The following is a 14,928-nucleotide window of genomic DNA, read 5'->3' on the forward strand; positions in this document are numbered from 1 at the left end:
TCTCCAGGCCCGGCGACCAGCGCGATGGCCCAGTGAGACAGGCAGGGCAGCGCGACAGCGCGCGGTGCTGCCGTTTCCCTGAGTTTCTATATCGTTCAATGAATACACACATCAAGAGGTAACCCCCATGGGAAAACCAGCCAGCAAGCTCGTTATCGTCACGGAGAAGGTTCTGCTGAAAAAGATCGCCAAGATCATCGACGAAGCCGGGGCAACCGGTTACACGGTGGTAGAGACTGGCGGTAAAGGCAGTCGTAACGTGCGCTCGTCAGGACAACCCATCGTTTCTGACATCGAGTCGAATATAAAATTCGAGGTGCTCACCGAAAATCGGGATATGGCCGAGAAGATTGCGGACCAGGTTGGAATAAAATTTTTCAACGACTATGCGGGCATTGCCTATCTCTGTGAAGCGGAGGTACTATTTGGGCACAGTTTCTGTGGGCCAGAGGGCTGTTGAATCGAGACAACACCGGCATGATCGCGCCCTCTGGGGCCTGGTGACAGCGGCCAAGTCTGGGGCAGCGCGGCTCGACAGTTCGATTTCCAGTAGCCAACGAGCCCGCATTAACCCCAGGTGTAACGCGGCATACACCATTCGCGGCAGTCTGCCAGCGACTGGCCACGCCTCAACCTGCTCTTGGCACTCAGAGCGCCCTAGCCACTGACTTAGGGTAGACGATAGACTCATGACATCTTTTGGTTTGGGTATAGGGGCTATTGTCCCTTACCCATTTTTCTTTTGGGAACTTCCCCAACCGCTAAGTGCGCCCGTTGGAATACGCTTAGATCGAATATCGCCCCTCTTTCCCCGTTAGTTAATGAATATTCTGGACCAGCTCGAACAGCGTCAGCGAGACAACTTCGCGCTCCACGCCCAGTACCTCAACCCGCAGATGGTCAACGTGCTCAAGACCATTGGGTTCGATCGCCACTACGTGAGCGCCGAGGGGCCCTACCTGTTTGACGACCAGGGCGATCGCTATCTCGACCTGCTCGCCGGGTTCGGCGTGTTTGCCCTGGGGCGCAACCATCCTAAAATTGTCCAGGCGCTGCAGGATGTGCTGACGGCGCAACTGCCCAACCTGGTGCAGATGGATGTATCCCTTCTATCTGGCCTCCTGGCCGAAAAGCTCCAGCAGATCACGCCGCCGGGGCTAGACCGAATTTTTTTCGCCAACTCCGGCACCGAAAGCGTCGAGGCGGCAATCAAGTTCAGCCGCTACGCCACCGGTCGCGGCAAAATTGTCTATTGCGCCGGGGGTTACCACGGCCTCACCCTGGGCTCCCTATCCGCTACCGGCGACCCTCACTTTAGGGAAGGCTTTGGCCCCTTTTTGCCCGACTTTATTGAAGTTCCCTTCGGTGATTTGGCCGCGCTAGAGCGGGCCCTATCGCGCAGAGATGTGGCCGCCTTTATCACCGAGCCGATCCAGGGGCACGGGGTGTGGATCCCTGAGGCCGATTATCTGCCCGGCGCGATCGCGCTCTGCCGTCAGTACGGCAGTCTGTTCATCGCCGATGAGGTACAGACCGGGCTGGGCCGCACGGGTAAATGGTGGGCGGTAGAGCACTTTGGCGTGGAGCCCGACTTGCTCTGCATGGCTAAGGCCCTGTCGGGCGGGTTTGTGCCGGTCGGGGCGGTAGCCTGTCGGCCCTGGATTTTCGATAAGGTGTTCAACCGCATGGATCGTGCCGTGGTGCACGGCAGCACCTTCGGTAAAAACAACCTGGCCATGGCCGCCGGGCTGGCCACCCTCGATGTGCTCGAAACCGAGGGCTGGATTGACCATGCCGCCCAGATGGGGCAGCAGATTGTGGCCGACTTACAGCCCCTAGTAGAGCAGTATGACTGCCTGAAGGCGGTGCGGGGCCGGGGCATGATGATAGCCCTGGAGTTTGGCGAACCCAAGAGCCTGAAGCTGAAGCTGTCGTGGAAGATGCTGGAGACCGCCAACCGAGGCCTATTCTCGCAAATCATTACGGTGCCGCTGTTTACTCGCCACCGAATTTTGTCCCAGGTGGCAGGCTACGGCATGAATGTGGTCAAGTTTACTCCGCCATTGACCCTACAGGAGAGCGATCGCCGCTGGATTGTGGAGGCCGTCACCGACGTGGTGGCCGATGCCCACCGGATACCGGGAGCCGCCTGGGACTTTGGCAAAACCCTGGCCACCCAGGCGATGAAAACCAAAGCCGGAGCCCGGTAGCCCCCGCCATGGCCAGCTTGTTTCATCCCCTCTGCGGCAGCAATCCACCCACTCTGCTAAAGCTGTTTTGGGAGAATGGACTGCCCGCCCGCGATCGCTACCCCCAGGCAGCTCTGGCCCTAGCGGTATCCCTGGCCCGCTGGCCCTTTTCGACGGCGGAACAAGCCCTGTTGGCACTGTCTCCCCAGCCGCCCATGCCCGACCCGATCTTTATCGTCGGCTATTGGCGATCGGGCACCACCCACCTGCACAATGTCATGGCCCAGTGCCCCGCCTTTGGCTACATCACCCCCCTGGTGACGGGCATGCCCTGGGATATTTTGGGGATTGTGCGATCGCTAGAGCCGCTGCTAGAAAAAGCCCTACCCCAGGACCGCTACGTGGATAACGTGGCGGTGACGCCCACCTCCCCCCAGGAAGATTCCATTCCCCTGGCGACCATGGGGGCGACCTCCTACTATCACGGCATGTATTTCCCCCAGCAGTTTGAGGCTCACTTTCGCCGGGATGTGTTTGGGGAAGGTGGCCAGGCCGATATTGAGCGTTGGCAACGCCTGCACCGCCACCTGCTCCAAAAAGTTTCGATACACCAGGGGCAGCGCCCGCTGCTGATTAAAAATCCGGTTTATACGGGTTATGTGCGCCACCTGCGCGAGCTGTGGCCCCGGGCCAAATTCATTCATATCTACCGCAATCCCTACCGGGTGTTTCTGTCGGCGCGGCACTATTTCACGCGCCTGCTGCCGGAGCTGGCCCTGCAAGACTACGGCGATTTGCCGATTGACTCGCTGGTGTTAGAGAGCTACCCGTTTCTATTAGATGCGCTCAAAACCGATACGATGGATCTGCCGCCCAGTCAGTTTGCAGAACTGAGCTTTGAAGATTTGCAGACCAATCCACTTCAGGCATTGAAGACCCTGTTTGAGCAGCTAGAACTGCCCGATTTTGAGGCTGCCCGTCCTCATTTTGAGACCTACCTAGCGGGACTCAAAGATTATCAGCAAAACCAGTATGCGCTGGATGCTGACACAGTTAGTGCGATCGAGAATGCCTGGTATGCCTACATCCAACGCTGGGGTTACAGCCTAGAAGTGGCTTGAAAAAGCCTGCTTGTAGGGAGAACTAGTACTCCACGGCGCAAGTTTAGATACTATGCCTTAGGGCTAGGGAGCAGGGGAGCTAGGGAGCCAAGCGATCCGGAACGGTGGACATATTTCAGCCTTCGAGTACTAGCGCTAACCCTCGAGGTTATTGACCCCGGGCTTAGCTGCCTGGTTCACAAAGAAATTATTCAGTGCGGTAGATACCACCGACAGCACGATAGGGCCAACGATAAAGGCCCAAAAACCATGGACTTGAAACCCTGGTGTGACTAACGACGCTAGCCAGAAACAGACACCGTTAACCACCAGAGAAAAGAACCCCAGGGTCAAAATGGTGATCGGTAGCGACAGAATAAACAGCACCGGCTTAATGATGCCGTTGACAATGCCAATGACCACCGCGGCCACCATCGCCGCCGGGAAGTTGGCCAACACCACGCCCGAAAACAGGGCCGACACCAGCAACAGCGACAGGGCTGTCGCCAAAATACTTAGCAAATAGAGCAGCATAGTCAAATCTCCTAAAAGACTCAATTGAGGCGTCAACCGCAGACTACGATCTGAAATCGACTGTATTCTCCCACGGGCTGTAGGGGGGAACTCACCTCTGGCCATCGGGTTGAGGGATTTCTTAACAGATAAGATTTCGGAGCTAGGGAGAGCCTGGGCAGGAGCTCAAACTAGAGTGATTCTGCCCCTAGAGTATTCCACCTCAAAAAACATCCCGAACGGGAACCCAAACTCGGCCCACTGGGCCGGTCGCGGAGAGACACCGGATAGGTATTTAGCTAAAACACTCTTAGCAAGATAATGTTAAGACTCTGTGCCACCGCTGAAATCTGCCCTGAGTTAGGTATGGCTCTTGCTTCTGCATCTGCGCCCACGGCAATGGTGGTGTGCCCTCATTCCTTAGCCTCTACCGCCGGGCTGACCATACTCCAGCGGGGCGGTAACGCGGTCGATGCCGCGATCGCCACCCAGGCCGCCCTAGCGGTGGTCTATCCTCACATGACGGGGCTCGGGGGCGATGGGTTTTGGCTGGGTTACCAGGCCGAGTCGGGTGAGCTTTACGGGCTCAATGGCTCTGGCCGCGCCGGGGCTGGCTGCGATCGCACCTATTTTGAGCGTCAGGGCCTAGAGGCTATTCCCCAGCGCGGCCCCCAGGCGGCCATTACGGTGCCGGGCGGGGTCGCGGCCTGGGGCGATATGCACCAGCGGTTTGGTACGCTGCCCTGGGCCGACCTGCTACAACCGGCGATCGCCCTGGCGGCAGACGGTTACCCGGTTTCTGCCACCCAGGCCCACTGGACTGAGGTCAATCGCGATCAACTCCGGGCCTACGGAGGTGGCCAAAATCCCTTTCTACCCAACGGTGCGGTTCCCGCAGCCGGTGTGCAGTTGATTAACCCACCCCTGGCCGCCACCCTACAACGGTTAGCGGCAACGGGCAGCCAAGACTTTTATCAGGGAGAGATTGCCGCTCAGATCATTGCCCACCTGGCACCCCTGGGGGGGCTGCTCACCAAAGCTGACCTAGCGGCGCATAGATCGACCTGGGTTGACCCCATCAGCACCGATTATCGGGGCTACCGAGTGTGCCAGCTGCCGCCCAATACCCAAGGGTTTACGGTGCTGCAAATGCTGAACCTGCTGGAGGAGTTTGACCTGCCAGCCCTGGGCCACGGCACCGCCGACTACTATCATCTGCTGGTGGAGGTGATCAAGCTGGCCTTTGCCGATCGCGATCGCTGGCTGGGTGACCCTGACTTTACCGACATTCCCCTGGCAGAGCTGATCTCCAAACCCTACGGCGATCGCCGCAGGGCAGAGCTAGATATGGCCAGGGCCCAGCACCATACCAGCCCCTGCCTGGGCGGCGATACCACCTATACCGCTGTCGTCGACAGCACGGGCAACGCCGTATCGGTGATTCAAAGCAACTACTTTGACTTTGGGGCAGCGGTGGTACCGCCCGATCTGGGCTTTACCTTGCAGAATCGAGGATCGCTCTTCTCCCTTGAAGCTGGACACCCCAACGCCCTGGAGCCAGGCAAGCGTCCGTTTCACACCCTGATGCCAGGCCTGGTGCTCAATGGTGCAGGCCAGCCCCACCTGGTATTGGGCACCATGGGTGGCGAAGGCCAGCCCCAAACCCAGCTGGCGATGCTGACTCGCATCCTTGACTTTGGCTTTGACCCCCAAACTGCCATCGATCTGCCCCGCTGGGTATGGGGCCGCACCTGGGGTGAAGCCAACACCCAGCTAGCCCTGGAAAATCGCATTCCCACCCAGGTGCGCCAGGAATTAGAGCGGCGAGGCCATGGGGTAACCGCAACCCCGGCCTGGTCAGAGAAGATGGGCCACGCCCACGCCATTCAAATCGAGCCGGGAAAACTCCAGGGAGGCTGCGATCGCCGCAGCGATGGTGCGATCGCCTCGCTTTAAACTCTAACCCCATCGATCACAGAAGTAAGTAATCCAATACCAAATCCTGCCTGCATACCCCCGGTTCGTAGGGGCATAGCATGCTATGCCCCTACGAGGTTCCTGATTATGAATCGGGGTTTCCCAAATCGGATTTCGTATAAGTTCGACATCAGCCACAACCCTCACTTCACCGTTGTCGAATTGCCTTATCACTCCATGAGACTGCGTCGTTTCAGCAATTTCAGCTTTAGAACCAGCGCTTAGATCGAACCAACGCTAACCCAAGCGACCGCAGGAATAGCAACGACATGGGTTGACCCAGAAGACGCTATAGGGCTAAACCTTGCTAACCATAATGGGCTTAGTTTGGACTTGACGGTCAAACAAAAATCGAGGCTGAAACAGCGACTTCAAAATCAGCCAGAGTGATTGTAGCTCGTTGGGTGCACAGCGGCTTTGCCACTGACCCGGGCGACAAAAAAGTAGCTCTACCAAGCGCCGCTGCTGAGCCAACGGCAGGGGTGCGAATTGAATGGTGACCGTTGGAAACCCGTTCTTAGTTTGAATATCAGACACTGTCCCCGCGATCGCAATCTGCTCATCCACCAGGGTGAACTCGATGGGTTGCGATCGCAGCATGGCCTCAACCATTGGTTGGGGCTTGGTCAGCACCACCTCTGCACCCACCTCAGAAATCATGGTAGTAACTCCCCAAAGGGGCTCAGATGCCGCCGGGTCTGAGTCGGTGGTCAGCTGGATACTAGCAACGCGCTGGAGGTTAAACCATTCGTAGGGGCTGGGCCGGGGGGCATCGAGCAAAATCAACAGGGCCAGGCCCAGCATCAGCAAGTTGTAGCCACTCCAGACCCAAGCAATGCCCAGGCCTTTGATGTGATAAACCGGTGCGGCCATGGTCACCAGGCAATGGCCCAAGTTGACCCACAGACTCAGCGCCGTCAGCACAAACACCACCACCAATGGCCAGGCCAAGGCCCAGTTGAAATGGTAGCGATCGCTCGCCGTGCCCTTGGGCGTGACCTTAAACCCTTTGCTAAAGGGCCGCACCATCACCTGAAATACCGTGACCGCCAGAGGAAAGGCCAGCACCAGGGAATACACATCCGATAGCAACGCCGATCGCGATCGGTAGTTTAACCAGGAGAACACGCTCAACTGCACCAGATAAAACGGCACAAAGAAATAGAGCAACTCTGACTGGGTCGCCTGGAGCGGCACCACGCCGAGAAAAGCGTAGGCTAAAGGCATCAGCAAAAAGCCCACCCGAGCGATGCTGCTAAACCAGTGAATCAACCCCTCAAAGTAGGCCAACCGCTGAATCGGGGTCAGACCAGGAATGGTCACCGGGTTGGATTTAATGAAAAATGCCTGGAGAGTGCCCTGCTCCCAACGCACGCGCTGGAGAGCATGGGAGGCAATATTTTCGGCAGCTAGCCCAGCACTGAGTTTTTCATTCAAATACACCAGACGATAGCCCTTAGCGGCCAGCTGAATGCCAGTAAAAAAGTCTTCGCTTACCGCTTCGGTGACAAACCCACCCACCGAGGCCAGCGCCGATCGCCGCACCACAAAGGACGTACCGGCACAAACGACCGCCCCAGCGCCATCGCGTACCCGCTGAATTTGGCGGTAGAAGACCTCTTCTTCGGGGGTGAGCACATCTTCTAAGCCCAAGTTGCGGGCGATTGGGTCGGGATTATAAAAGCTTTGGGGCGTCTGCACCAGCGCTACCTGGGGGTCTTGAAAAAAGCCGACGGTGCGGGTCAAAAAATTGCGGGTGGGCACAAAGTCGGCATCAAATAAAACCAGCAGCTCGCCGTGGGTTTGGGGAATAGCATGGTTGAGGTTGCCGGCCTTGGCGTGGGCGTTGTCGGGCCGGGTTAGATAGTTGCAGCCCAACTCTGCCGCCAGAGCCTGGATCTCGGGGCGACGGGTATCGTCGAGCAGGTAGATGGTCTTGGGCTCATAGGCCAATGCCTGACAGCCAATAATCGTGCGCCGCAGAATAAATGCCGGTTCGTCGTAGGTGGGAATCATCACATCTACGGTGGGGGTATAGGCCCCAGTGGCCACGGTTTCAGCCAGCTGATCGGCGGCCCTGCGGCGATCTTTGACCCGCAACAGCAAAAATAGCTGAATTATGCCGCTGGTGAGAATCAACAGCTCCAGGGCAAACAAGACCAGGCTAAACACGCCATCGAGGGGAGTGCTGAGGTTGAGGGTAGAGAGGGAGCGCCACAGCAGATAGCGCACCGTCAAAACGGCCAGAATAATGACAACGATCGTTCTTGACCAGGTCACGGGCTGGGGCGAAATTGCCATAATTAACCAGACCAGCAGCATCAGAGAGGCGGCCCAAAACAAAAAATACTGGCCCACCACCATAGGCGACATCGCCCAGGCCGGGGGGTTCTGCTGCAGCTGATTGAGCTGGTCAAAAATAGTGGTGACGAGCCCATTGCCAGCAAACCAGGCGATCGCAATCAACCCGGAACCAACAATGACGCCGACCATCAGCAGGGTGGCCAGCTGGGGGCGGAACTGGTTTCGTCGCATCTGGGCAGAGGTCATAGGCGAGATTACCTGAATAAACGCTATAGCTGTGGCTGACGCAAACTGCGATCGCACGATCAATTTTGCTAGATTTGGCGAAGATAATCTGAGAGCTGTCTTACAGTTTCCTGAGAGTCCTACCATGTTGCCCCACCGGGTTAAGGAGAACAGTGGAAAACTTGATTAAATGTATCGGTGTGATTGGCCTGGCCGGGGCAGTCGGCTGTCAGACCACTGTCAGCTCAGCACCTGATTTGCAGCCGTCAGAAAGTGACGCGCTAGCCCGCGATCTGGATGCAGCAGGCGCGGCAGTTCGCGCTGTCAGCGTCACCGGAGAGCCGGGCGACTACAGCTTTGCGGTCACAGTGGCGAGCCCCGATACAGGCTGCGATCGCTACGCCGATTGGTGGGAAGTCGTGAGTGACGATGGGCAACTACTCTACCGCCGCATCTTGCTCCACAGCCATGTTGATGAGCAGCCTTTTACGCGATCGGGCGGTCCGGTGCCGGTACAGGCCAACGAAACAATCCTGGTTCGGGCTCACATGAATGATCGAGGTTACGGCACCCAGGTGTTACAGGGCAGCATTCAAGACGGATTTGAGTCTGTCATCCTTGATCCTGCCCTGTTCCCTGAGGTGGCGACACAGCCTCCACTGCCCCAAGACTGTAACTTTTAGCGCTCCCAGGGTACTGAGATAGGGCCTGCGATGGGGCTCGGCATGAGTTGCGCCTACTGCCTGCAAAACCGCCCCTAAAAATAATGAGGTACTATGGAATTAGTATTTTATCCATTAAAAATCTAGGTCTTAATCAAGTATTTACATACATGTTTTGACTTCAAAATATTAGGCTAGTTTATATCTTTTACCAAACCTAGGCTGTATCTATACTTTCAGCTTTAGCTGACTCTTCAGGTCAAAAAAGGCCTTGATATCCTGGCTTTGTAGCGACCTTTTCGGTAAAGTTATAGATAAAATCGTTCACTTTGTAAGGTTTTTAATATGCAGAATATTGCAGAACAGAGTGGTCATGTCGATGTCGTCTATATCACAGGCATTATGACCCGTAGTGGAACTAATTTTCTCTACAATCTTCTATGTCTACATCCTCAGTGCCGAGGGGTTGCGGCTAGAGCCATGGCTGAAGATCATTTCCTGGATAATTTCAACTTATTAGATCGTTACGTCAGTAATGTTTCTAGTCACTGGAGCCGTCATGGGCGTCTGTACGAAAAGCATCCAGAGATGGAATCTGTGAATCAAGACTTGCAGGCGCAATTGTTTAAATCTATTGGCGACGGGTTGCTGCTCTATCTCAGTCGATTCGGTGAAGAACAAGGTATGTGGGACGATCGCGATCGCCCTAAGGCTGTGGTCACAAAAACGCCTAGCGTCAATCATTTATCTAAATTTTTTAAGCTTTTTCCTACCACTCGTTTAATTATTATTGTGCGAGACGGGCGCGACATGGTTGAGTCAAACGTAAAATCTTTTGGCTCAAACTACGAATTTACGATGCGGCGGTGGGCTGAGGCAGCAAATACTATTTTAAAGTTTGACGAGCAGTACAAAGATTCTAAGTTCAAAGACAATTATCTGTTAATTAAGTACGAAGATATTTTGACAGACCTGCCTGAGGTGATGACGTCCATCTTCGACTTCTTAGATTTTGATACTTCTCTGTACGATTTTGAAAAGGCTCAAGCTCTACCTATCTTTGGCTCTTCTGAGAATTTCAGCAAGACCGCAACCAAACGTGCTGATGGCAAGCCGACAGGTTGGAAAGTAGTAGAGAAAAGCACCAATTTTCAACCCAAGGCTCGATGGAAAGACTGGCCAGACAGCCGCAAGGTAAGGTTTTATAGTATTGCCGCAGAGCCTATGCAGTTGCTAGGGTATGAGATTGAAAACTGTGCTCCGACTAACTGGCGCGAAGTCCTATTTAATCGCATACTTGATTTGCGGTGGGGCTTGCTCTCTAGGGCGATTGCGATCGGCAAATATGTTGAGAAAACACTTTACGCTATCACTAAGGCCCGTCGAGATTTTAGACGTTTAAAAATGGAGCAGTAGGGAACGGGCATATCTAGAGGTTGGGGGACTATCGGCCAAACTTAGAAATTTCTCTAAATCCCCTTCACGAAGGTGGCCTGAGTTCAATATAAATCACGCGGAAAGATATTTAAACAGCTGTTTTTTTTAGGTTGTAGCTACTATGGTTCAAGCAAATTCGGGAAGATTGCCAGACTTCTTGTTTATCGGAGCAATGAAGTCTGCCACGACCACGATGCACTATCAACTTGGTCAGCAGCCCGGTATTTTTATGGTCAGCAATCCTAAAGAGCTTTACTTCTTTAGCCACGACCAAAACTATAATCAAGGCACAGATTGGTACAAAAGCAAGTTTTCCGGGGCCAAGGTCGACGAAATCTGTGGTGAGGCGGCGACAACTTATTCACAGTTGCCAACTTATCCAGATGTTGTGGAGCGCATGTACAGCTTGATACCCAACACAAAGCTGATTTACATTATGCGACATCCGATTGATCGGTTGATTTCCCAGTATTTGCATGAATGCACATTAAAGAATATTAGTCTCGACATTAACCGGGCTATTTATAAGCATCCCGAGCTGGTTGACTACAGCCGATATGCTATGCAGTTAGAGCCATTTATGGAAAAATTCGGATCTGAGAAAATTTTGCCCACTTTCTTTGAGCGCGTTACGGCTTATCCCCAAGAAGAAATAGAGAGAATATGTCGGTTTATTGGCTACCCAGGTCAACCCCGATGGGACTTTGAAGCTAAGCCCAAAAATGTCACTAAGGAGCGCCCCGTCAGTACGCCCTGGCTAAAATTTCTGCGTAAATCTAAAGTGCTCAAGCCGATCCGCGAAAATTTACTTCCCCAAGCAGTAAAGACGAAAGTTAGAGGACTGTTGGCTAGTAATTTAGAACGACCAGAAATTAGCCCCCAAAACTTGGAATATCTCAAGGAAATCTTTGACCGCGATCTAGCTCGACTTGGGCAGTGGCTAGGTACTGATATGACCTGCGATACCTACAAGGCCACGGTGGAGAGCCAGGCCTTCGATTGGGCCGTACTCGATAAAGCTATCTGATCTCTGAGACAAAGTTATTGTCATGCCGTTTTTTTCTAGTCGAGCCAAGCTTTTTTTATGGGTCTTCGTCGCTTTTTTGGCGGCTGTATCATGCAGCCTTTTCCCCGCCTCAAATAGTCTCAGCGAAAGCGACTTCAATCAGGTGAAATGGCACCCAGGTCACTACATTAGTGTTGGGCCTACCAGCGATACTGCTGATTTTTTAGAGCGAAATTCAGAGATCATAACGGGCAACGATGTTCAAGGTGTTCTGAAAAAGATCTATTGGGGCACGTTAGAACCCGAAATGGGAGAGTACGATTTTTCTGAAATTGATCGGGCTTTGGCAGCCCTGGAAGTGAACAATAAACACTTGTTTCTCACCGTCTGGGATCGGTCATTTGTGGATGGATGTAGCCCGGGTCTTCCCTTGCCAGCCTATGTCTATAATCGGGATGGTGGCCGGTATTGGTCGACTCTTAGTAAAAGTCGCAATGGTTGTGCGGCCGCGAGTTGGGAACCTTGGGTGACCGATCGGTTCATTGCGCTGATGCAGGCTTTAGGCGATCGCTACGACGGTGTAGCCAGCTTTCACGGCATTGCCAGCCCAGAATCGGCGCTAGGAACCGTCGATGAGTACGATAAAAGCCAGTACAAAGAGCAGTTTATGCGGCTATTTCGAGAGACGCGCCAGGCATTTCCCCACTCTTTAGTGCTGGCGACGCTCAACTACCTCAGCTTTGATGGCATGGGTCATGACGTTAACCTGACGGATATTGCCAATGTTGCAGAAGAGCTGGGGGGTGGCATTTCTACCCCCGATTCGCTACTCTCGCGAGATACCCCTTTTAACCCGATCGCTGAACAATTTAAGGGCCGAATTGCGATCGCGCCGATGATTGACTCCAGCGCTTTAGATCTCAACCAAGATACCCCGATTGCGCTCAACCAGTTCAATGTCGAAAGACTGGGAGCCAGTTTTTTATTTTGGTCGCCCTGGCATCGCGATCAAGATCGCTACCTCGAACGCACGGTCATGCCTGGCATTCAAGCGCTGGTCGCCAATCCAGATCAATATCCTCCCCTAGTCCAGGCCTGTCCTACCGCCCTACGGTGTGCGTCAGCGGTTGATGGAGACGCTTAAGACTGCGACTCACCGTAATCTAGGTGTAAGCATCGGCACCAACTCAGACTATAGACCATGGCTACCTATGTAATTAGCGGCGCAAATCGTGGCATTGGCTACGAATATTGCCGACAACTTCAGCAGCGAGGCGATACCGTCATTGCCCTGTGTCGTCAACCCTCCGACGAGCTGCAAGCCCTGGGGGTGCGCATAGAAGCAGGGGTTGACATCACCGCCGCCGCCGCGGTTGCCGACCTGGCCCAGCATCTGCAAGGCACTGCGATCGATGGGCTGATTAACAACGCGGGCATTTTAGAGCGTGTCACCTTAGACAATCTAGATTTTGATAGCATGCGGCAGCAGTTTGAGGTCAATGCCCTCGGCCCCCTACGGCTGACAGCGGCTCTATTGCCGAACCTGGCATCGGGGTCAAAGGTGGTGCTGATGACCAGCCGCATGGGGTCTATTGGCGACAATACCTCCGGTAGTTCCTACGGCTATCGCCTGTCGAAGGTGGCTCTGTCGATGGCGGGCAAGTCCCTAGCCCACGACCTCAAGCCCCGAGGCATTGCGGTGGCAATTTTGCACCCGGGCCTAGTGCAAACTCGCATGACCGGGTTTACTAGCCATGGCATTACCCCAGCGGAGTCGGTCAAGGGGCTACTGGCCCGCATTGATGCGCTCACCCTCGAGACCTCGGGCACCTTTTGGCACGCCAACGGCGAGGTGTTGCCTTGGTAGTCGGGCTGGCCAAACCCCATAGCGCCCCCTGCCTCGAACGGTTGCGGTCTACGGATCAATATGGCCAGTGCTCGTTTACCCCTAAAACGAAGGAATGATGCTCTCTCAAGAGCGCGATCGCAACTATTGCAGTCGCGTCATCAAGCTACATAGCCAGACTGCTAGGGGCGATAATGAAATGTCGTCAATCTAGCCAAGCCCTTGCCTCCCGAAAACCCAAACTCCATCGAGCATCAACATATCCCGGTTGCCCACCAGGGGCTGCACGATTTTTTGTACAGCGTTGCTGACGAACATGCTGCCAATACCGCAGAGGTGCCGACCTTGGAGCATAGGATAGATACTCCCTTGGCCGTTGCCGACTGGTTTGATCTGGCCCAAGAGGCCAAGGTAGCCGGTGTTTACGCCGTGCTAGATAGCAACTCACAAACGCAGTTCATTGGTTTCTCCCGCAATGTCTCGCTGTCATTGCGCAGCCATCTGACCCAAAAAGGGGAAGCGGTCTGTGCGCTGGTGCAGGTACAACCCTTCAAATTCCCCAAACGGGAGGTGATGGCCGCCCTCCAGGCCGAATGGATGGCGGCATTGCCCAGCCCGCCCCCGGGGAATGTCGATGGCACCTGGGCCAAAACCATTGGCGAAGCCTCAACTCAGGTGATGTCTGCCGCAGAGCGAGAAGCCTACGAAGCGAAAAAACTGAAGCTCCGTCGCGCCATGGCGGATGGTTCCCTATCGAAGGCACAACCCCAGGCCGATAGCCCAGCCAACCCCCAGGCTGACTTAGCAGCCGCCATGGCCGATGACAACTGGAGTGCGTTGATTCGAGCGCAAACCCAGGATAGCCAAGTCTAAACCCGAGCGGGTTGGGTCTCGACTGGCCATAGGCAGGGCCTAGCGGCGCTCAACCGGAATCTGGATATCGCTCCGCTTGAGCAGATTGGGCACGTAGGGGCCATCGTAGAAAAAGCGTCGCGGTGGCCCCGCGATCGCATAGTCAGGATGCGCTGCCAGCCACGCCTGGAGCTGCTGGATGCCGCGAGTGTAAATCTCGTAGTCGTAGCCGCCCCTGACGCCCACGCTGACCACCGTCATCGCTGGAATATCTTCGACCAGGACGTTTTGGGCTACTTCCTGGGGCACGATGTTTAGGCTGCGGTACAAAAACGAAACCGTTGCCTCGCCCTGGGTGGTGGAATTATCTTGTAGGGTGACCGTGGGGTAGCGGGTCTCTACCGGGGCCGTCATCGAGATATCGTTGCTGCTGATGTGGCGAAACAATGGCGAGAAGCCCCGCGACGAGGCATTCGCCAAATTTCCGCTGACCTGCACGGTGGCAGCGCGATACTCAGGGTACTGTTTAATTTCGATCGCGCCATCCGCTGTCGGTGGCGGAAAGCCCTCTGGCAACGGGGCCGAGGCCGCACTGTAGGCCCCAAGCAGTAGCGTTCCTACGCCAATGGCCAAAACCCCTACTATCAATAAACTTTGACCCAGTTTCATCGACAACTTGCCCTATGCGTCATGATTTCAGTGTAGCGGTCTAAGGGGTGGCCGACTGCTGAGGGGCGGCACCGTCGCCAAGGCCGTCTGCGCCACGGTATGGCAATCGCAACCTTAGCCATTGCTATAGACCCGCCCCTTCCAGGCC

The 14,928-nt window shown here is 54.9% G+C and carries 13 protein-coding genes; 10 read left to right on the forward strand and 3 right to left on the reverse strand.

The window, feature by feature from the left end; translation table 11 throughout:
• Positions 1–127: 127 nt before the first annotated feature.
• The 3 genes from IQ254_RS13615 (at position 128) to IQ254_RS13625 (ending at position 3,310) form a co-directional block, all read left to right on the forward strand.
• On the forward strand, positions 128–460 hold the full coding sequence (locus IQ254_RS13615) for a hypothetical protein (RefSeq protein ID WP_193966697.1): 333 nt from the start codon (positions 128–130) through the stop codon (positions 458–460).
• 361 nt (positions 461–821) lie between these two features.
• On the forward strand, positions 822–2,210 hold the full coding sequence (locus IQ254_RS13620; RefSeq protein WP_193966698.1) for an aspartate aminotransferase family protein: 1,389 nt from the start codon (positions 822–824) through the stop codon (positions 2,208–2,210).
• An 8-nt stretch (positions 2,211–2,218) separates the two neighbouring features.
• Positions 2,219–3,310: a sulfotransferase gene (locus IQ254_RS13625; protein ID WP_193966699.1), complete on the forward strand. Its 1,092-nt coding sequence runs from the start codon at positions 2,219–2,221 to the stop codon at positions 3,308–3,310.
• A 135-nt stretch (positions 3,311–3,445) separates the two neighbouring features.
• On the opposite strand, the gene IQ254_RS13630 is transcribed toward IQ254_RS13625, so the two are convergent.
• Positions 3,446–3,823: a phage holin family protein gene (locus IQ254_RS13630; protein WP_193966700.1), complete on the reverse strand. Its 378-nt coding sequence runs from the start codon at positions 3,821–3,823 to the stop codon at positions 3,446–3,448.
• 345 nt (positions 3,824–4,168) lie between these two features.
• Here IQ254_RS13630 and ggt point away from each other — a divergent pair, with 345 nt between their 5' ends.
• A complete protein-coding gene (gene ggt / locus IQ254_RS13635) occupies positions 4,169–5,758 on the forward strand; it encodes a gamma-glutamyltransferase (RefSeq protein ID WP_228040657.1) in 1,590 nt (529 codons plus the stop codon).
• A gap of 318 nt (positions 5,759–6,076) precedes the next feature.
• On the opposite strand, the gene IQ254_RS13640 is transcribed toward ggt, so the two are convergent.
• Complete coding sequence (locus IQ254_RS13640) at positions 6,077–8,329, reverse strand: glycosyltransferase (protein ID WP_228040658.1); 2,253 nt, start codon at positions 8,327–8,329, stop codon at positions 6,077–6,079.
• Positions 8,330–8,481: 152 nt separating this feature from the next.
• Between IQ254_RS13640 and IQ254_RS13645 the strand changes: the two genes are divergently transcribed.
• The 6 genes from IQ254_RS13645 to IQ254_RS13670 all read left to right on the forward strand — a co-directional run bounded on the left by IQ254_RS13645 (position 8,482) and on the right by IQ254_RS13670 (position 14,132).
• On the forward strand, positions 8,482–8,991 hold the full coding sequence (locus IQ254_RS13645) for a hypothetical protein (protein ID WP_193966702.1): 510 nt from the start codon (positions 8,482–8,484) through the stop codon (positions 8,989–8,991).
• 324 nt (positions 8,992–9,315) lie between these two features.
• Entirely contained in the window at positions 9,316–10,386 is a 1,071-nt protein-coding gene (locus IQ254_RS13650; protein ID WP_193966703.1) for a sulfotransferase, read from the forward strand.
• Between the two features lie 142 nt (positions 10,387–10,528).
• On the forward strand, positions 10,529–11,434 hold the full coding sequence (locus tag IQ254_RS13655) for a sulfotransferase (protein ID WP_193966704.1): 906 nt from the start codon (positions 10,529–10,531) through the stop codon (positions 11,432–11,434).
• Positions 11,435–11,939: 505 nt separating this feature from the next.
• A complete protein-coding gene (locus IQ254_RS13660; protein ID WP_193966705.1) occupies positions 11,940–12,557 on the forward strand; it encodes a hypothetical protein in 618 nt (205 codons plus the stop codon).
• A gap of 57 nt (positions 12,558–12,614) precedes the next feature.
• Positions 12,615–13,280, forward strand: coding sequence for an SDR family oxidoreductase (locus tag IQ254_RS13665; RefSeq protein ID WP_193966706.1), 666 nt, complete (start codon positions 12,615–12,617; stop codon positions 13,278–13,280).
• Positions 13,281–13,481: 201 nt separating this feature from the next.
• Positions 13,482–14,132, forward strand: coding sequence for a GIY-YIG nuclease family protein (locus IQ254_RS13670; protein ID WP_193966707.1), 651 nt, complete (start codon positions 13,482–13,484; stop codon positions 14,130–14,132).
• 39 nt (positions 14,133–14,171) lie between these two features.
• On the opposite strand, the gene IQ254_RS13675 is transcribed toward IQ254_RS13670, so the two are convergent.
• Positions 14,172–14,780 carry a heme-binding protein gene (locus IQ254_RS13675; protein WP_193966708.1) on the reverse strand — a complete coding sequence of 203 codons (609 nt, stop codon included), beginning with the start codon at positions 14,778–14,780 and terminating at the stop codon, positions 14,172–14,174.
• Positions 14,781–14,928 lie beyond the last annotated feature (148 nt).

It is taken from the genome of Nodosilinea sp. LEGE 07088 (assembly GCF_015207395.1).
GTDB lineage: Bacteria > Cyanobacteriota > Cyanobacteriia > Phormidesmidales > Phormidesmidaceae > Nodosilinea.